The following is an 18,849-nucleotide window of genomic DNA, read 5'->3' on the forward strand; positions in this document are numbered from 1 at the left end:
GGGGATAGATTTTGGGAGAACCGCTCTTTGAGCTGCGCCGCGTCAGCCGCTATTTTGGGGATGTGCCAGCGCTGGCAGATCTCTCTTTGACGGTATCAGCCGGAGAGCGGGTGGCCCTGATTGGCTCTAGTGGGGCTGGCAAAAGCACTCTGCTCAGTCTGCTCAATGGCACCTTGCCGCCCTCTTCGGGGCAGTTGCGGGTGATGGGCCGCGACATAGGCCGCCTTGGCCCACACCAGCTGCGGCAGGTACAGCGGCGCATTGGTACGGTTTACCAGCAGCATCACTTGGTGCCTAATCTGCCGGTGATTCACAATGTCAATGCGGGGCATTTGGGGCGCTGGTCATTCTTTAAAGCGGCCTGGTCTTTGATCTGGCCGCAGGAGGTGGGGCGGGCGGCCCAGGCGCTGGCCCAGGTTGGCATTGCCGAAAAGCTCTATGCTCGCACGGAGCGCTTGTCGGGGGGTCAGCAGCAGCGAGTGGCGCTGGCCCGGGTGCTGGTGCAAGATCCGCTGGTGATTCTGGCAGATGAGCCAATTTCTAGCGTAGATCCAGAGCGATCGCGCGAGATGATGGATCTGCTGCGGCAGCTTAACTATGACACTGGGACAACGCTGGTGATCAGCCTGCACGATATTGGCTTTGCCTTTAGCCACTGCGATCGCATCCTCGGTTTGCGCCACGGCCAGCTGCTGTTTGATGCGCCAGCGCAGGCTGTCACTGATTCGATGATTGCTGACCTCTACCGGATTTAAGGCCCTTTCAGCCCGTGCCTCTGTCTCCCAACGCTGGTGCTGTTGCGCGCCGCCCCTCTCCCTGGAATAGCCGGACTGCCTGGGGCTGGGTGGCGGTGGTTGCGATCGCAGCCGCTTTCTACACGGCTGGGGTTGGGCGAGCGGGCGTTGACCTCTTCAACTGGGGCGGGCTAGGGCAGGTCGGCCAGTTTTTTCGGGCTAGCCTGTCTCCCGATCTGTCTCCCGAGTTTTTGGGCATTATCGCTCGCGCCTCTCTGGTGACGTTGGCCTATGCTGTTTGCGGTACCGCCCTCAGCGTGCTGCTGGGCTTTGTGGGCGGCCTGCTGGCGGCAGAGGTCTGGTGGCTCACGCTGTTTCCGCGACGGGGTGGAGCGCTGGCGTGGCTGACCGTGCGAGGTCTGCTGGCTGTTCCGAGAGCCATTCATGAGTTGCTGTGGGGCCTGTTTCTGATCAACATTTTGGGCCTAGATCCGCTGGTGGCAGTGCTGGCCATTGCCATTCCCTTTGGGGCCATTGTGGCCAAGGTTTTTTCTGAAATTCTAGACGAGACGCCGCGCGCGCCCCTGAGTGCCTTGATTAGCGGCGGTGTTGGTCCTGGCAGCGCTCTCCTGTATGGCCTGCTGCCCTTGGCGCTGCCCAACTTGCTCTCTTACACCTTTTATCGGTTTGAGTGCTCCCTGCGTTCGGCGGCGGTGCTGGGCATTATCGGAGCTGGCGGCCTAGGCTATGAAATCTTTCTCAGCCTGCAGTCTCTCCGCTATGAGCAGCTCTGGACCGGCTTCTATGCCCTGATTCTGCTGAATGGGGCCGTGGATACCTGGAGCGCTCTGGTGCGCCGCCGCATGGGGTTTACGAGCCGATTGGACCTGAACTTAAAGACCAAGCTGAAAAATCAGAGGCTGCAGGACTCGCCGCAAAGTGAATCTAGGCCAGCTCCGTCGCCTCCTAGCCCCACCGCCGACCCATTTCTTCGCCTCTCTGGCTTGGGTACTGCTTTGGCAATCCCGCTGTGCTTTGTCCTGCTGCGGATTGACTGGAGCCAGCTATGGGCTGCGCGTACCCGTAGGCTATGGGGAGAGATGCTGGTGGCGGCTACCCCTGCGTTACCGACCGGCAGCGAGATCTCGGAGCTGATGCGGCTGGCCGGGTTAACCCTGGCAATGTCGGTGCTGGCGATTGCGATCGCAGGGCTGGCGGGTCTGCTGTTCTCCTTTCCTGCTGCTCAAAATTTCTTCATGCCAGGAGGGCTGCTGCGGCCCGTCGGAGAACAGCGTCGCAGTTGGCCCTGGGTCGCTGGGCTGGCCTTAGGGTTAAGCCGAATGGGACTGCTAGTCAGCCGAGCCATTCCCGCTCCTATTTGGGCGCTGGTGTTTTTGTTCGTCCTGTTTCCGGGCATTTTGCCGGGGGCGCTGGCGCTGGCCATGCACAACTTCGGTATTTTGGGGCGGCTGATGGCTGAGGTCAACGAAAACATTGATGATCGGCCTGTGCGAGCCCTGCGGGCCTTGGGGGCTAGCGGCGGACAGGTCGCACTTTACGGCGTTTTGCCCCAAAATCTAACTCGTTTTCTGGCCTACATTTTGTACCGCTGGGAGGTCTGTATGCGCGAAACGGTAATTGTCGGGCTGGTCGGAGCGGGGGGGTTGGGCCGTTTACTCACGGAGCAGATCAGCAGCTTTGACTATGCTCGCCTGACAATTACCCTGGGCGTCTTTGTGCTGCTGACCTTTTTAGTTGACTGGGTCAGTTACCAAATGCGTCAGGCAATTCGCTGAGGGCCGGTGCAGCAGATTTTTTTGCCGTTAAAGAAACGCTACCGCCAGGCGAACGTTAGTTTCGCAGGTGGTCTGAGGGGCTAGCGTAAGCAGCTCCTGACTAGTATTGAGGGCATTGCGGGGCGCACTCCAAGGCTCCAGACAATAATAGTCCTTGCCTTTAACCGCCCAAAACACCAGGGTCGAATAGGCATCGCTCCAGTTTAGAGTGAGCCTGCGGTTGAGATCAATATCGGTAACTGTGGCCGCAGTTCCTGAGAGCGGTCTGAGCGCAACGTCAATTTCCGGCTGGTTAAGGTCAAAGCTGCCGGGAAAAGGCTCAAGCTCTCCTGTGATGTGGTTTTGGTACTGCTGAGCCGGTAGCTCAAAGCTAAGCTGGGATTTATCTTTGACCCAAAAGTAGGGGTGCAGCCCTGTGGAAAAGGGCATAGGTTGGTCTGATAGATTGGTGACCTGCTGCTGAATGTCTAGAATATGACCGTGCAGGCGGTAGGTAAACTGCAGCCGAAAGTCGAAGGGATAGACTGATCGGGTCTGGTCGTCGCTAGTGAGCTGCAGAGTCAGCGCTGCCGCCTCTCGAACATCTTGCAGTACCACCTGCCAAGGCAGGTCACGGGCAAAGCCATGCTGCTTTAAGGTATAAGGCTGACCGTTCAAGGTATACGCGTTGTCGGGCAAGTTGCCGCAGATCGGAAACAGGATAGGAATCCCCCCCCGCACCGAAAGCTCAGGGTTGGCAAACCGCTCTTCGTCAAAATATAAAATGTCTTGATCTTGAACCTGCCAGCGGGTCACAATGCCGCCCCGTTCAGGCACGATCTCTAGCCGGGCACCTGTCTCCGAATCGGAGAGGACATAGGTGGGATACCGGTCAGCTTTGAGTGCGATCGCAAACACCAGATACCTCGTTACCTCAGATGCCTAGACGTTACCACAGGAACTTCCTTCGATGCCGCATCAGAAGCAATCCAAGTCACTTCATTCATGGCTGAGCCTCGTTGGTTAAGGTTTCGCCCAGTGACTCATGCAGCGGAGCCACTGCTTCCACTGCTGGCAGGTCGCTTGAGGTTGCTGGATCTAGCGGTGTGACAACTTTTGCCTTCGCTGCCTTCAACCCTATAGGTTTGTTCGCTACGGCTTCAGGTTGAACCTCACTTGAACCCAAAGGCCCTACCAGCGGCTCTCCAAAGGGCCGAATGCCTTTAGGCTTAGGGTTGGTTTCTGGAGTTAGGGCCGGACCATCGATAGACGGCACACCCTCAGAGGGGATTTCCTCCTGAGCTTCGTCAGCCGGAGTTTCCGAGTGAATCTCTGGAGTTATCCAAGCATCGGGTTCAAGGGTATTCGAAGACTCTGGGTAGTTGGGGAGAGGCTGCAGGGGTTCGCGGCTGCCATCTACTGTGGACCCTGGTGCTGCCTGCGGAATAGGCATAAATTGCGACTCGCTCGGGTTGCCCTTGGGTCCCCAGTCATCAAGTCCTTCCTCTGTCAGCACCGGCAGATCCGGGGCTGCTTCTGCCTCAATCGGCAACTCGGTCTCAGGAATACTCTCAGGCGTCTGCTCCTGGAAGCCATCATTCTGGAAGCCATCGTTCTGGAAGCTATCCTCCATCTGTAGCTCTATAGGCAGCGGCTCCACAGGATTGATCGGTGCCGGTTGAGGCGAGACAAAGGGAGTATCCGGGCTGACAGGCTGATCTACGATGGGCTCCTTACCCTTCAGTTCCAACACCGCAGAAGACCGCATGGGCCGATCAAACCCCAGAGAAGACTGCTCAATTCGTTGCAAAATCTCTGTACCCTTACGCCCGGTGGCCAGTTCAGGGCGAGAGTTTCTCACCTGCACCGGCACAAACTCCACCCGCATCTGGTTTTCTTTAAGCGAGACCTTGAGCACAGCCGTATCTTGGGCCGAACCGCTTTGGGACAGCTCTGTGTCAGCCGCATCGGCTGGTGCCGTGGGTGTCTGAAAGATGAAGTCGCCCAAAGAATAGGCGATCGGGCGGCCTTTGTAGATTTCAGCGCCTTGGAGTGTGCGGGGATGATACCCCACCACCAGGTCTGCGCCCTGATCTACCGCCAGTCGGGCTAAGTTGGTCTGCCAGTCCGCTGGCGCTTCTGGAATATCAGTTTGCCACCGGTAGTTGACTACAATCCAGTCCACCTGGTCCCGCAGCGCTCGAATATCCTGGGCAATTCCCGGTACACCTTGAGCATTGATGCCAGGGCGATCGCCGTGGGCTGCACTGTCGCCGCCCTGGGCATAGCTCAGGTAGGCAATGCGCTTGCCTTTGACATCAATGATTTCAGGCCGCCTGGCCTCTAGCTCATTGCGGCCCGCCCCAACTCGGTAAAGCCCCTGACGATCGAGGTTCTCCAGGGTTTCGGCTAAGCCCTCGCCGCCAAACTCCATCGTGCCTTCGCTAGCCAGGTTGATGACGTCCACGCCGCCCTGCTTCAGCAGCTCGATTGCATCAGGCCGAGAGCGGTGGTAAAACTCCTCATTTAAGGATGTGGCAGCAGTCGCCAAAGAAGAAGCCAGATTGATCATGGCTAGATCGGCCTGCTGGTACTCCTCCAGTCCGGCAAAAAGCTGCTCTGCCTCTCCAGCCTCGTTGTAGGAAATTTCCTCCAGGGAAATGTCGCCCCCAAATAGCAGAGTGACATCGGTTGCAGCCGAAGACACGGGCGGGTGGTGAATAACGGCAACAGGTTCAAGGGCCGCATCGACGATGGGCGATCGCATCTCAGGTGCGACTGTCGGAGTCGGGTTTCCCCTTACCTCGTAGCGCACGGGAGTCGCGATAGGAGGTTCTACAGTTCTAGCTGGGGAGTCAGCCGTAAACCCAGAACTATGGCCCGTATCAGCTGTGTGTTGAACTTCCGGACGCTGCGTGAAGCTAGGCAGAGTCGGAGATGGCCCGGAGAGAATCACGTCTACCAGACAGCCAAAGACAAAGGCTGCTACTGCCGATCCGGTTAGTACCAACGCCCGCAAGGTTTTGAGATGGCTGCCCATCAGCACTGCAGACTTGCTGGCCGCTGGGGGGCGAACTGGTGTAGGGGACTGCGATCGCAAGCGCGGTGGCAGAGGAGAAGACGCCTTGGGCGACACTGGCCCTGGCTCCTGCTTGCCCCCTCGTAGGGCAGGCGTGACGATGCGAACACGCTGCTGCCAGAGAATTCGCCGCCGTCCGGCAGGCCTAGCGATAATGTGAACGCCTTCAATCAGAGGAGAATTTAATAGCCAGACCCGATGGCAGAGAAAGCGAGTCAGACGCTCTTTCAGCGGCGGCTGCTCAAACTCGACCAGCAGGAGCAGTCTTCCAGGCTGTTCGGCCTGTACCTGCACATAAATGCCTTGGGCGGCAAGTGGTTCATTGAGCCAAAGGGCAATAGCCCGAAAATGACCGGCAGCTGCCAAGTCTCGGACTGAAGATGAAGAGGTCTGCGCGTGATAAACCGGCGCACTAATTGCCGCGTTGACCATTTTCGTAGCCTATGGTGAGTAACTTATGCCATGGTTGGCACCCGTAATTCCGCTGGAGTGACACCTAGGAGTCTATGTCATGGAACAAGTTGTGGAACTATAGTAAACCTCTAAAGGAAAAGATTGACATCTGGCTCAAGGCACCTACTCCAAAGGCGGCCGATAGCAACCATGACTTTAGCAAAGATGCTTAACTTGTCAATACTTTTGCCGCGATCCTAGACAGTTTGCAGCGACTCCGGATGGGGAGGGAAAGATCGAAGGCGGTATTTACAGAAGCTTGATAATCGCATCTGATTTTGCCTCAAGCTGCTTTCCTCCATCCTCCAAGACAGCGCTCAGATAGGGCTATCTGTTCCTGGGCAAATCCCTACCGGTAACCAGATCCGCCATCCAGAAAATCTGATAGGGTTTTATTTTCCCTTTAGCCAGAGCAGGAACCCCATGCAGTCTCTACAAGGGCGAGATTTACTAAGCTTGGCTGATTTGTCAGCAGATGAGATGCTCGACATTTTAGAGCTGGCGGCACAACTGAAGTCAGGTCAACGCCAGCCTCAATGCCCTCGCAAGACCCTTGGACTGCTGTTTAAAAAAGCGTCAACCCGAACTCGGGTGAGCTTTTCTGTGGCAATGGGGCAGTTGGGAGGCCAAGTTCTTGACCTTAATGCTGACGTGACTCAGGTCAGTCGGGGCGAGCCTACTAGCGATACGGCCCGAGTCCTAGATCGATATTTAGATGTAGTTGCCATCCGCACCTATGCCCAGGCCGAAGTCGAAGAATTTGCCGACTACGCCGAAATTCCTGTCATCAACGCCCTCACCGATGAGGAGCATCCCTGTCAGATACTGGCAGACCTGCTGACGGCTCAAGAAGCCTTCGGTACCTGCGCTGGGCTCACGCTGACCTACGTTGGCGACGGCAACAACGTAGCGCATTCCCTGATGTTGGGTTGCGCCCTCGTCGGTATGAACGTTCGAATTGCTACCCCGGCAGACTATGCCCCCAGCCCAGCCATTGTGGAGAAGGCTCAGGCGTTGGCTGGTGGTCGCTCCGAAGTCTTGGTCACCGAAGATGCCGATATTGCAGCCAAGGGGGCTCAAATTCTCTATACCGATGTCTGGGCCAGCATGGGCCAAGAAGATCTGGCAGCGCAGCGTATTCCCATCTTTCAGCCGTATCAAATTAATGAACACCTGGTTTCCCTAGCTGATCCAGACGTGATTGTGCTGCATTGTCTGCCTGCCCATCGCGAAGAGGAAATTACGGCAGCAGTAATCGAAGGGCCTCACTCTCGGGTTTGGGATCAAGCTGAGAATCGAATGCACGCTCAGAAAGCGTTGTTGGCCAGCCTGCTGGGAGCCATATGAAAAGGCTGGCAGCTTTTGCAAAGCCACCAGCCCTAGAGGTTGACACAAAATTAATGGGTTCTAGATCAGGCGCAGAAAACGCAGAACCCCTTGCTCAGTAAACAGCTCAATGACAATTGAGAGGGTAAATCCCAGCATGGCCAGTCGGCCATTTAAGCTTTCAGCATCTGGCGTAAAACCCCAGATGGTAGATTGAACAGATTGCTTAACCATCACGCTGCTCCCGCAACTTCATTAAGCTTTGTAAACAATATAGCAATTTGTCGCAGGGCATGGGTGCGAAGCATACGTAGAACGCCCTGCTGGCAAAGGGTGGGTAAGCGCGTCTGAGCTGTTTTTTTGCAAGGGTGCCTTTGTTGCCATGTCCTCACCTCCGTCTCCTTGTTTGGTTCCTGCTCCGCTCAAGCCGGGTGACCTTTTGCTAGTAGCTGCCCCGAGTGGAGCTTTGCGTGAGCTGGATGTCTTTAAGCAAGGCGTTGAGATCTGGCGCTCCTGGGGCTACCGGGTGGAGCTTTGCAGTGGGTTTGATGCTCGCTGGGGCTATCTAGCCGGTCGAGATGAGCACCGGCGTGGGCAGTTGCTGGAGGCGCTGAGCCATCCTGACTGCCGGGGGGTGCTCTGCGCCCGAGGGGGCTTTGGCGGCACCCGGCTGCTGGAGGACTGGCAGTGGCCCCAGAGCGATCCTCGCTGGCTCATTGGCTTTTCAGACATCACTAGCCTGCTGTGGAGTTTGACCCGTCAGGGCGTGGCTGGAGTTCACGCCCCCCTGCTCACTACGTTGGCCCAGGAGCCCGCCTGGAGCCAGCAGCGTCTGCGCGATTGGGTAGAAGGCCAGCCGCTGCCGCCCATTTTCGGTAGCGGCTGGGGCGGTGGCGTGGCAACAGGAATTTTGCTGCCTGCCAATCTGACGGTGGCCACCCATCTGCTGGGCACAGCCCATGAGCCTGATCTGAAAGACGTCATTCTGGCATTTGAAGACGTGACAGAAGCCCCCTACCGGATTGATCGGATCCTGACTCAGTGGCGTATGTTGGGCAAGCTCCAGCAGGTGAAAGGAATTGCCCTAGGGCGCTTTAGCCGCTGCGAGCCCCCCCAAGGGGGGCCGAGTTTTAGCGTTGCTGAGGTGCTGCGCGATCGCACCGCTGATCTCAATATCCCAGTTGTCTCCGATCTGCCCTTCGGTCATGATGGCGTTAATGCTGCTTTGCCCGTAGGGGTGTTGGCCCGCCTTGACGGTGAGCGCGGCGAACTTGCTATCCTGCCTGACCTCAAGACTTCCTAGAATAAGGAGGTTCTGCCAGCGAGCTAAACCTGTGGTTCCCCTGCGCGACGAAAACCCAACTCGTTCAAAGCCCTATGTCGTCTATGGTCTCCTCATTCTCAATATTCTGATTTTTTTGGTTGAAATCAGGCTGTCCCCGAACCAGCTAGAGCAATTTTTTGACACTTGGGCCCTGGTGCCAGCCCAACTGTCCGACAGTTTCTCAGGTCAGATAGACCAGCCCGGCCGAGAATGGTTCACCTTGATCAGCTCCCAGTTTTTACATGGGGGCTTTTTGCATTTGGGCGGCAACATGCTCTACCTGTGGGTATTTGGCAACAATATCGAAGATCAGCTGGGGCCAGTGCGGTTTACTGTGTTTTATCTGGGTTGCGGTGTTTTGGCTGGGCTGAGCCAGTGGATTTTTGCCCCGGCTTCTACGGTGCCGACTGTGGGGGCAAGTGGTGCGATCGCAGGCGTCATGGGGGCCTACATTCTGCGCTTTCCCAAAGCTCGCATCCAGACGCTGCTGCCGTTGTTTATCTTTATTACGGTCGTTCGGGTGCCTGCCATTTTGTTCCTGGGATTTTGGTTTGTCCAGCAGGCGCTCTATGGCCTGTTGAGCTTAGGGACAGATGTGAATATGGGATCGGGCGGGGTGGCCTATTGGGCTCATGCGGGTGGGTTTGTCTTCGGCATTATCTTGGGGCCTTTGCTAGGGCTGTTGAAGCCTCGACAAGATTCGTTTTAGGGGCAAGAGAAAGCAGAGGGCAGGTGCGTACAGCAAAAAAAAGCGTTCAGGAGCTGCTCTTTGAGAAAGAGCCCCTGAACGCCTAATCGTTTCTTGGAAGCTTGTAGAGGCTGCTAAGCCAGATGCTGCTGAACTGGGCTGGTTGCTTGAAGCCACTGCCGGTTCAGCTAGTCATTTAGAATCCCTGGCGAGAGACTTGCTTCTCAAAATTTGCCTGGGTCTGGTGCAGCATGGTTTCGCGACGATCGCCATTGTTGTTAAGGTTTGGCACGAGGTTGCGGGCCTGCAGAGCCATATGGAGCTGAAGGTGAGCAACATACTCACTGAAGTCTTCCCGGGTCGTTGCGAGTGAATGTATCGGTTGCGCTGACTGGGCCACGTGAAGTCTCCCTGTTTGTAACATTTACTCAATGGTTAACGTATTGAAGCTATCACAGCCTGTTAACCGCCCTCCAAATCCTGCAACGAAGCTTAACGGTTTTGTTAACACTGCCGGTAGAGAGATCTAGCAAAAACCAGTAGCGCTAGAAATTGTGGCTTGCTAGACATGACCTACTTTCTTTAGACACATTTACACGGAGGAGCCGCTTTAGAATAGGAACGCTGGTTTCCTTTACGGCATCTTCCATGACCGGTTCGTCTGCCGCTACCGACGCTAATCATGCTATTCCTGAGCGCCTGGTAAAACACACCGTTCGCTATGCTGACCACCGCTCAGTCGCGAGCGATGAGCTGACCCCGATGATGCAGCATTACGTCTCCATGAAGGAGCAATACCCCCATGCGCTGCTGCTTTACCGGGTGGGCGACTTTTTCGAAACTTTCTTTCAAGACGCAATTACTGTAGCTCGTGAGCTAGAGCTGGTGCTGACCAGTAAGGAGGCAGGCAAAGCCGTTGGCCGAGTGCCGTTGGCGGGCATTCCCCACCATGCTCTAGATCGCTACTGTGTGCTGTTGGTAGAGAAGGGCTACGCCATCGCGATTTGCGACCAGGTGGAAGATCCGGCCCAAGCTCAGGGACTGGTAAAGCGAGAAGTTACCCGCGTGATTACGCCCGGTACGGTGCTCGAAGAAGGCATGCTCAGCGCCAGCCGCAATAATTTTTTGGCCACTGTAGTAATTGCGGGAGATCATTGGGGGCTAGCTCATGCCGATGTCTCTACCGGCGAATTTCTCACCACTCAGGCGACCGGACTAGATCAGCTGGGCCAGGAGCTGATGCGGCTACAGCCTGCCGAGATTTTGGTGCCGACCAACGCGCCGGATCTGCGAACCATGCTGCGACCCGGTGAGACTTCGGCACAGCTGCCTGACTGTTTGCCACGCCAGTTTTGCTATACGCTGCGATCGCAAACCCCCTTCTCCCAAAGCGAAGCCCGCCAGCGCCTGCTGCAGCGCTTTCGGCTGCGCTCCCTAGAGGGGCTGGGCTGCGAGCACTTGCCGCTGGCGGTGCGAGCGGCAGGTGGCCTGCTGGAGTACCTAGAAGACACCCAAAAGACAGTGCTGTCGCCGCTGCAGCCGCTCTGTACCTACACCCTGACTGAGTATCTAGTGATCGATCACCAGACCCGCCGCAACCTGGAGATCACTCAAACTGCGCGGGACGGCACCTTCAATGGCTCTCTGCTGTGGGCACTAGATCGCACTGTTACGCCCATGGGCAGCCGCGCCTTGCGGCGGTGGCTGCTGCAGCCCCTGCTCAATATCTCCGCTATCCAGGCGCGACAAGACACGATTGCTGAACTGGTGCAAGATAGCAGCCTGCGCCAGGTGCTGCACCAACGGCTCAAGCAAATCTATGACCTAGAGCGCTTGGCCGGACGGGCTGGCTCGGGCACCGCCAATGCCCGCGACCTGATCGCCTTGGCTGAGTCTTTTGCTCGCTTGCCGGAGTTAGCTGCCCTGGTAGCCCAAGCCCAGTCGCCCTATCTCAAAGCCTTGCAGTACGTGCCGCCTGAGCTAGAGCAGCTAGGCCAGGTGCTGCGATCGCACTTAGTCGAAAATCCTCCCCTCTACCTGACCGAGGGCAACCTGATTCGAGCGGGTGTCAACGCACAGCTCGACGACCTGCGCCAGCAGATTGTCGCCGACCGCCAGTGGATCGCCAGCCTCGAAGCAGTCGAGCGTCAGCGTACCGGCATTTCCAGCCTCAAAGTCGGCTTCAATAAAGCCTTTGGCTACTACATCACTATCTCCCGTGCCAAGGCGGATCAGGCCCCCGACGACTACATTCGGCGGCAGACACTGACCAACGAAGAACGCTACATCACCCCCGAACTCAAAGAACGAGAAACCCGCGTTTTTAATCTGGAATCGGAAATTCACAGCCTAGAGTACGACCTGTTCATCCAGCTGCGCGATCAGGTAGGGGGCCAGGTCGAGCTGATCCGCAAAGTTGCTGCTGCTGTCGCCGCTGCCGATGTCCTCTGTGGGCTAGCCGAAGTTGCTATCTACCAGGGCTACTGCCGTCCTGTCCTAGCTGCCGATCGGCAGCTAGGTATTGGCGAAGGCCGCCATCCTGTCGTGGAGCAGCTGTTGCCAGCGGGGTTTTTTGTGCCTAATTCTACGGGGTTGGGGAGGAGAGAGGACAGGGGAGAAGGCAGAGGAGAGGAAACAGAAGGGGAGCGGCAAAAGGGAGAGGGGAAGGGGCGACTGTCTAGCTCCTCCCTCTTTTCTCCTTGCCCCGATCTGATCATTCTCACTGGCCCTAATGCCAGCGGCAAAAGCTGCTACCTGCGGCAGGTAGGGCTGATTCAGCTGATGGCGCAAGTGGGTAGCTTTGTTCCGGCGAAGGCGGCGCAGTTGGGGATATGCGATCGCATCTTCACCCGCGTAGGTGCAGTAGATGACCTAGCGACGGGGCAGTCTACTTTCATGGTGGAGATGAATGAAACAGCCAACATTCTCAACCACGCTACATCTCGGTCACTGGTGCTGTTAGATGAAATTGGCCGGGGTACCGCCACCTTTGATGGCCTTTCGATTGCCTGGGCGGTGGCAGAGCACTTGGCTAGCGATGTGCGGGCCCGCACGATCTTTGCCACCCACTACCACGAGCTAAATGAGCTGGCAGGGCTGCTCGACAACGTCGCTAACTATCAGGTCACCGTCAAAGAATTGCCCGACCAGATCATCTTTCTGCATCAGGTACAGCCGGGCGGAGCCGACAAGTCCTATGGCATTGAGGCAGGACGATTGGCTGGTTTACCACCCTCGGTTATCAGCCGGGCCAGAGAGGTCATGGGCGAGATCGAGAAACACAGCAAAATTGCTGTCGGCCTCCGCAAAGGCCGCCGTTCTGTCAGCGGCAGAGCTAAAGAATCGCCCTACCCCCCGCCGGAGAGTGACCCCACCGAGCAGCTCGACATTTTCAGCTCGTAGAAACGTTAATTGACCAGCCGAACTCGGCCCATGCGGATCAAGTCTAGGACATGGTTGATCTGGGTGCGATCGAGGGGAGAAAGGGTAGGGTCACCTAATATGGCGGAAGTGAGCCATAGGTGGTCCCGGCGAGTCAACGCGTTTTGCTCGATGGCGTGTCTGGTCAGACGTTGAATTTGGGGATGATCGTTAATGGGAACGACTGACAACATAGGATTTGTGTGTAGTGACGATTTTGAAGAACTCTTTTGTCGTAAAGGGTCGCAGCAAGAGGGTGGCTGGTGCCTGCTAAGGGACCTTTAGCCTAGAAAATCCGGCTTGGCCTGGGTAGGTTGCCGCTCTCTGCTATAAAAAGCATGCCCGCAGCGCTATGGTCTAGCTCGATGCCTCTACAAAGCTTTGATAAAAGGCATTAAAGCTCTTGTAAACCCCGGCAAACAGAGGGAAATTACCGATCTATAGCAGGCTCTGTCTGGTGTATCTAGACAGAATTGCAGGCAGGCTTGGGGAACAATCCACTACTCAAGGACTCTGGCGTAGATTAAGTTGAGGCAAGAACTGCGCTCTAGTGGCAAAGCAGTCTAGCAACTGGCAATGCCCGGACCGTCTCAACTCATCTGCTCCAACCAACTCCACTCGGCTACCCGATGCAAATCTACCGGCTCAGCGCGCTTTCCGATAATTACATCTTCTTGCTGCACGACCCCCTGAGCAACACAGCAGCGGTCGTCGATCCGGCAGAACCTGGCCCGGTGCTAGAGCAGCTAGAAGCGTTGGCGGCTCCGCTGATCGCCATTTTCAATACTCACCATCACAGCGATCACGTAGGGGCTAACCGGCATCTGCTGCAGCGCTTCCCCTCAGCGATTGTCTATGGCGGGGCAGAAGATCGAGACCGCATTCCTGGGCAGAGTATTTTTCTTCAGGAAGGAGATACGGTCAGCTTCGCGGGCCGCACGGCCCAAGTTTTGTTTGTTCCGGGTCACACCCGCGCCCACATCGCCTATTACTTCCCCCCTCAAGCAGGAGAGGATTGGGGCGAGCTATTTTGCGGCGACACGCTGTTTGCCGGAGGCTGCGGACGGCTGTTTGAGGGCACGCCGGCCCAGATGGTCAGTTCTCTCACCAAGCTTCGGCAGCTGCCAGATCAGACCCGAGTCTGGTGCGCCCATGAATATACGCTGAACAATCTCAAATTTGCCCTCACAGTGGATGGGGCAAACCCTGAACTGCAGCAGCGGTTTGAGTTGGTTCGAAGTGCTCGGCAGCGTCAGGAAGCCACAGTTCCTTCTCCGCTAGGCCTAGAAAAAGTCACCAATCCTTTCCTGCAGTGGGATAACCCTAAGCTGCAACAGGCCGTCAATAGCCCCGATCCGATTCAGACCTTTGCTCGACTGCGTGGGCGGAAGGACCAGTTTTAACGGTTGACGGGCAAATATTCCTTACTTTGGCCTCTTCTGTGAGTCCTCGCAAGACCGCTACAATAGCAGACGATGCTGATGCAAGTTAGGCGGGTCACTCCCAATGATGCTCAAATCAACCACGCGACACGTTCATATCTACACCGCTGAAGTCAAAAACAACGAGCTGGTGCCCAATGAGAGCGTGTTGACCCTAGATATCGATCCAGACAACGAGTTCAACTGGTCTGATGAAGCTCTGCAGCAGGTCTACCGCGAGTTTGATCGGCTGGTAGAAGCTTCTGCGGGAGAAGATCTGACTGACTACAATTTGCGCCGCATCGGCTCTGACCTGGAGCATTTTGTGAAAGGTCTGCTGCAGAAGGGCGAAATTAGCTATAACCTCAAGAGCCGTGCCATCAACTACAGTATGGGTCTGCCGCAGGTGGTTGCTAATGAATCGGCGGCTTCTTAAAAGAGACAGCATTTCAGTTTTGTATATGGCCCCGGCAAGTGATCCAGTGCCCCAACCCTGCCTGTCAGGCGGTTAATGATGTCGGTCAGACAGTTTGTCAGGTCTGCCAAACGCCCCTCGTGCGTCGCTTTCTGTGGGCGGTAGACAATGATTTGTCAGCCTTTAAGCGCAATAGTCTGCTAGCAGAGCGGTTTCAGGTGTGGGCTCCCCACATTCTGTTAGACATTCGGCCCAGTCGAGAACTGCGTTCGCTTGAGGAACTGCCTAGCTCGGTTGTACCCTATTTGCGTCTGGCGGCTGTTCCGCTGCACGTTCCCAGGCCCTTTACGGTGCTGAGTGTGCCTGACCAGCCTCCCCTGCTGCTACTGGAAGATGCGCCTCTAGCTGCCAATACTGACAGCAACGGTCAGGTTGATGTCCGACTCTTGCCCAGCTTGGCCGATCAGTGGGCATCGGCATCGCCTCTGCGCCAGCTAAACTGGCTGCGGCAGGTGGCTCTGCTGTGGACTGCTCTGGCGGGGGCAGCGGTTGAGGCTAGCCTGCTGGTGCCCGATCTGCTGCGGGTTGATGGCTCAGTGCTGCGGCTGCTGACGCTTCGATCCAGTGGGAGCAGCCTAACGCTGGTCGATCTGGGTCACCAGTGGCAGGGGCTGGTAACAACTGCCCATCCGGCTGTGCGAGACTATTTGGGAGGGCTGGTGGCTCAGCTGTGCGATCGCACCCTCACCTCAGCAACAGCGGTCGAACACTCCCTAGAGCAGGCCATCGCCACCCTATTTCAGACTCAGCCCGTGCGGCTAGAGACGTTCACCCTTACCGATCAAGGGCCTAGCCGGGGGCGTAACGAAGATGCCTGCTACCCAGACAGCGGCAGCGTTACCCAGGGGACCGTGCAGGCAGCCGCGTTGCCTGCGACCCTGAGCCCTCTAGTGGTGGTCTGTGACGGCATTGGCGGCCACGAAAGCGGCAACGTAGCCTCCCAGCTAGCCATTCAAACGATGCAGCAGCAGCTTATGCCTCTACTGCAGACGCCCGCCTTGGTGCCTGCAGTTGTGACTGAGCGGTTAAAGCAGGCGGTTAATGCGGCGAACGACGCTATTGCCCAGCGCAATGACCAAGAGCGCCGTCAGGAACGGGAGCGCATGGGCACCACTCTGGTAGCGGCCCTAATCTACCCGCCCTACCTGTTTATTGCCCATCTAGGCGACAGCCGGGCCTACCGGATCAGCGCCCAAAGCTGCTGCCAAATCACTCTAGACGATGATGTGGCGGCCCGCGAGACGCGGTTGGGCTATGCTCTCTACCGCGACGCCTTGAATTCTCCTAATGCTGGGGCTCTCGTGCAGGCTCTGGGGATTGGTGATTCAGGTCACCTGCAGCCTACAGTGCAGCACTTTTTGCTGGATGACGACAGCCTGTATTTGATCTGCTCAGACGGATTAAGTGATTTTGAGCGGGTTGATGCATTCTGGTTCTCGACCATTCGTCCGGCGGTGCTGGGGCAGATGCCGCTGGCTCAGGTCGGGCAGCAGCTAGTTAACCTGGCCAACGGCTATAACGGTCACGACAATGTAACGGTAGGCTTAGTTTCCCTATCGCCGCAGCCCGCTCAGTCTTTTACGGCCTTACCAGCAGCTTCATCAACCATGCCTGCTCCAACGGCGGGCGTGGCTACGACACTTCAAGGTCCAACCCGGCTGGTGGAGCCAGCGGCTACGGTGCTGCAGCCAACCGTCCCTGTCAAAGACCGAACCCGGCGTAGCCTCTGGCCCTGGCTGCTAGGGTTAGGTGCGATCGCAGCTGCCTTGCTAGGCTTCCTATGGTGGATAGACCAGACTCGACCAGCCGCCCAGCCACTTCAGTCGCTCCGGCTATCGCGGTTTACGGCCACCCCTCCGCTAACCCCCACTTCCCCGCTGTCGGTTACAGTTTCGGTTAATTCCTTCTGGCAGGTCCGCGCTACGCCAGCGCCAGGCAGTAGCGCTGAAACGAGTCTAATGGCCCTACAAACGGGAGCCGAGCCGAGCTTGGCAGCGCCATCGGCCGAGGAGAATGTGCCGCTGATTCCGGCAGGCAGTATCCTGAAAGTTATCAGCCGCCAGGCGACGCCAGACCGCAATCAATGGGTGCGTCTTCAGGTGTGTTCGATTCCATCGGGAGTGTCGCTGGCTGAAACACCTCAAGAGACAGATTCAGAGGCTCCGACAGCACCGGTCAATCCGGCTCCGGCTACCCTTTCGGAACAGCTGTCGCAGCCCGGTGAAGAGGGCTGGGTTTTAGAGCCCCAGCTCACTGCTGCTGCCATTGCTCTGTCTGCGGCTACCCCAACGCAGCAGGGAGTTTGTCCTTAGCCCTGTGCCCCAAAACTGCCTCGAAACAGTCTGCCTTTGCCGGCCTCCGGTCTCCATCCCCCAACCCTTGCTGGTGACCTCCAACTGTGCCCATGTCTTCTCCTGACTTTCTTTGCCTGCGCCTAGCCATTGCTCCCTTGACTACGTCTGAGTCAAATCACTTTGCTATTTGGGTGCTAGAAAGCCCTTTTCCTGGGGGATTTAGCCACCACGACTGCGTTTGGGATGAGCGGCTATCGCAAATCTGGCAGAGCTGGCAGGAGTTTTTTTCGCTGCGGGGGCTGCCTCAGGTGCCCCACGTGCCGTCTGCCTATGTGCCCCAGTTTGTCCTCGAAGACACGCTCAATGCTTTACTGCCCCCAAGCCAGCCTGCAGCCAACTACACTAGCCGCTTGATGCAGGGTCTGGGCTTGACGCTCTGGCAGTGGCTGTTTAGTGGCCCTATTGAACAGAGCCTAGAGCGCAGTCTGGGGATGGCAATGGGCCAGTCTCGTCCCCTGCATATCCGGCTAGAGATTCGAGACCCAGAACTGATTAGTTTGCCCTGGGAGATTATGCAGCCCCAGTCAGGGCGACCGGCCATCTCATTGGGCCAGCAGATGCTGTTTAGCCGCTCGACTAGCGCCGTTGACCCGCTGCCGGATCTAGATCCTGACGAAGATCTGCGGATTTTGCTGGTTTTGGGCAGTGATGAGGGCTCCAGTGCCGATGGTCAGAGCGATCGCACCCCCGTTCTGCGGCTCCATGAAGAAGCTCAGGTGCTCAAAGACCTGTTGGAGCAGGGTACCTCCGGGCTGCGGCGGCGAGTAGTCGATAAGGTGCCTTGCCAGGTGCATACCCTGGTAGAGCCTGACCCAGCCACTATGATTCGAGAACTAGAAACCGGGCGCTACAATGTTTTTTTCTATGCGGGACACGGTGTACCTGCCCCTGATGGTGGGCTGCTTTTCCTGCGGACTCAGGCTCCCCTCAATGGCACTGAGCTGGCTCAGGTTTTGACCCGCTGCCGAATAAAGCTAGCCGTGTTTAACACCTGCTGGGGAGCCCAACCAGATCAGCGTAGCCAGTCGGCTATTCCCCGCAGCAGCCTGGCCGAAGTGCTGCTGCACCACGGGGTGCCCGCTGTGCTAGCAATGCGAGACTCAATTGCCGATGAGGAGGCCCTGAGTTTTATTCAGGCGTTTGCCCAGGCTTTGGCCGAGCGGCACCCGGTAGAGCAGGCCATGGCGCTCGCACGGCAGCAGCTACTGACTCTCTACGGCTTTAATAAAACCCCCTGGACGCTGCCCGTGCTCTACATGCATCCCCAGTTTGATGGGGTGATTTTAGAAGCGCCTCGCCGCGACGTCACTCGCCTACCGGGGGAGGAAGGGCAGACCAAGAAGTTTGCTGCGGTTCGTTCCGTAGAAGATCCTGCCCGAGTCTGGCCTATCTACGGCGGTCTGATGCATGTGGGCCGCTTACCCGACAACGACTTGGTCATTCCTGAACCGTGGGTGTCGGGGCAGCATGCTGAAATTTTCTGTCGTAATGTGTCGGTAGGCGGCCAGACCCAGGCCACTTACTTTTTGCGGGACCGTTCCCGTTTTGGCACCTACTGCTATGTGGAGGGCATTTGGCAGCACATCCATCAGCAGGAAGTGGCGCTCAACCTGGGCGCACAGCTACGCTTTGGAAGCCATGAGGGGCGTCTTTTAGAATTCATTATTGAGGGCGGGGGCTCCAGGTTTTCCTGACCTGTTTTTTAAGTCGGTGCCCTAAATTTGAATGGTCTAAGTAATATGACGGAAATTGATCCCCCTTTCGCCATCCTATGCGGAATGCCCAAAAGCAGCCGTGTAG

15 protein-coding genes are annotated in these 18,849 nt (G+C 57.0%); 10 read left to right on the forward strand and 5 right to left on the reverse strand.

Annotated features, from left to right (window positions below):
• Positions 1-11 precede the first annotated feature (11 nt).
• A complete protein-coding gene (locus H6G13_RS15055) occupies positions 12-755 on the forward strand; it encodes a phosphonate ABC transporter ATP-binding protein (protein ID WP_190484068.1) in 744 nt (247 codons plus the stop codon).
• Between the two features lie 14 nt (positions 756-769).
• Positions 770-2,530, forward strand: a complete 1,761-nt coding sequence (locus tag H6G13_RS15060; RefSeq protein ID WP_347277487.1) for an ABC transporter permease subunit — start codon at positions 770-772, stop codon at positions 2,528-2,530.
• Positions 2,531-2,557: 27 nt separating this feature from the next.
• On the opposite strand, the gene H6G13_RS15065 is transcribed toward H6G13_RS15060, so the two are convergent.
• Positions 2,558-3,427: an aldose epimerase gene (locus H6G13_RS15065; protein WP_190484070.1), complete on the reverse strand. Its 870-nt coding sequence runs from the start codon at positions 3,425-3,427 to the stop codon at positions 2,558-2,560.
• A gap of 85 nt (positions 3,428-3,512) precedes the next feature.
• Entirely contained in the window at positions 3,513-6,020 is a 2,508-nt protein-coding gene (locus H6G13_RS15070) for a CapA family protein (protein ID WP_190484072.1), read from the reverse strand.
• A 444-nt stretch (positions 6,021-6,464) separates the two neighbouring features.
• On the opposite strand from H6G13_RS15070, the gene argF reads away from it, so the two are divergent.
• The gene (argF, locus tag H6G13_RS15075) at positions 6,465-7,388 is read left to right on the forward strand and encodes an ornithine carbamoyltransferase (RefSeq protein WP_190484074.1); all 924 of its coding nucleotides are present in this window, start codon (positions 6,465-6,467) and stop codon (positions 7,386-7,388) included.
• A 60-nt stretch (positions 7,389-7,448) separates the two neighbouring features.
• On the opposite strand, the gene H6G13_RS15080 is transcribed toward argF, so the two are convergent.
• Positions 7,449-7,601: a hypothetical protein gene (locus H6G13_RS15080; protein WP_190484076.1), complete on the reverse strand. Its 153-nt coding sequence runs from the start codon at positions 7,599-7,601 to the stop codon at positions 7,449-7,451.
• Between the two features lie 148 nt (positions 7,602-7,749).
• On the opposite strand from H6G13_RS15080, the gene H6G13_RS15085 reads away from it, so the two are divergent.
• The gene (locus tag H6G13_RS15085) at positions 7,750-8,670 is read left to right on the forward strand and encodes an LD-carboxypeptidase (protein ID WP_190484077.1); all 921 of its coding nucleotides are present in this window, start codon (positions 7,750-7,752) and stop codon (positions 8,668-8,670) included.
• A gap of 31 nt (positions 8,671-8,701) precedes the next feature.
• Complete coding sequence (locus tag H6G13_RS15090) at positions 8,702-9,400, forward strand: rhomboid family intramembrane serine protease (RefSeq protein WP_190484079.1); 699 nt, start codon at positions 8,702-8,704, stop codon at positions 9,398-9,400.
• Positions 9,401-9,575: 175 nt separating this feature from the next.
• On the opposite strand, the gene H6G13_RS15095 is transcribed toward H6G13_RS15090, so the two are convergent.
• Entirely contained in the window at positions 9,576-9,779 is a 204-nt protein-coding gene (locus tag H6G13_RS15095) for a hypothetical protein (protein WP_190484082.1), read from the reverse strand.
• 248 nt (positions 9,780-10,027) lie between these two features.
• Here H6G13_RS15095 and mutS point away from each other — a divergent pair, with 248 nt between their 5' ends.
• Complete coding sequence (gene mutS / locus H6G13_RS15100; RefSeq protein WP_190484084.1) at positions 10,028-12,781, forward strand: DNA mismatch repair protein MutS; 2,754 nt, start codon at positions 10,028-10,030, stop codon at positions 12,779-12,781.
• 5 nt (positions 12,782-12,786) lie between these two features.
• On the opposite strand, the gene H6G13_RS15105 is transcribed toward mutS, so the two are convergent.
• Positions 12,787-12,993, reverse strand: a complete 207-nt coding sequence (locus tag H6G13_RS15105) for a hypothetical protein (protein WP_190484086.1) — start codon at positions 12,991-12,993, stop codon at positions 12,787-12,789.
• Between the two features lie 435 nt (positions 12,994-13,428).
• Between H6G13_RS15105 and gloB the strand changes: the two genes are divergently transcribed.
• The 4 genes from gloB to H6G13_RS15125 all read left to right on the forward strand — a co-directional run bounded on the left by gloB (position 13,429) and on the right by H6G13_RS15125 (position 18,743).
• Positions 13,429-14,202, forward strand: coding sequence for a hydroxyacylglutathione hydrolase (gloB, locus tag H6G13_RS15110; protein WP_190484088.1), 774 nt, complete (start codon positions 13,429-13,431; stop codon positions 14,200-14,202).
• Between the two features lie 103 nt (positions 14,203-14,305).
• The gene (locus H6G13_RS15115; RefSeq protein ID WP_190484090.1) at positions 14,306-14,656 is read left to right on the forward strand and encodes an NAD(P)H-quinone oxidoreductase subunit M; all 351 of its coding nucleotides are present in this window, start codon (positions 14,306-14,308) and stop codon (positions 14,654-14,656) included.
• A 38-nt stretch (positions 14,657-14,694) separates the two neighbouring features.
• Positions 14,695-17,007: a protein phosphatase 2C domain-containing protein gene (locus H6G13_RS29490; RefSeq protein WP_190484092.1), complete on the forward strand. Its 2,313-nt coding sequence runs from the start codon at positions 14,695-14,697 to the stop codon at positions 17,005-17,007.
• A 92-nt stretch (positions 17,008-17,099) separates the two neighbouring features.
• Positions 17,100-18,743: a CHAT domain-containing protein gene (locus H6G13_RS15125; protein ID WP_190484094.1), complete on the forward strand. Its 1,644-nt coding sequence runs from the start codon at positions 17,100-17,102 to the stop codon at positions 18,741-18,743.
• Positions 18,744-18,849: the final 106 nt, after the last annotated feature.

Origin of the sequence: Pseudanabaena sp. FACHB-2040 (genome assembly GCF_014696715.1) — a bacterium.
In the GTDB taxonomy this organism is placed as follows: domain Bacteria; phylum Cyanobacteriota; class Cyanobacteriia; order Phormidesmidales; family Phormidesmidaceae; genus JACVSF01.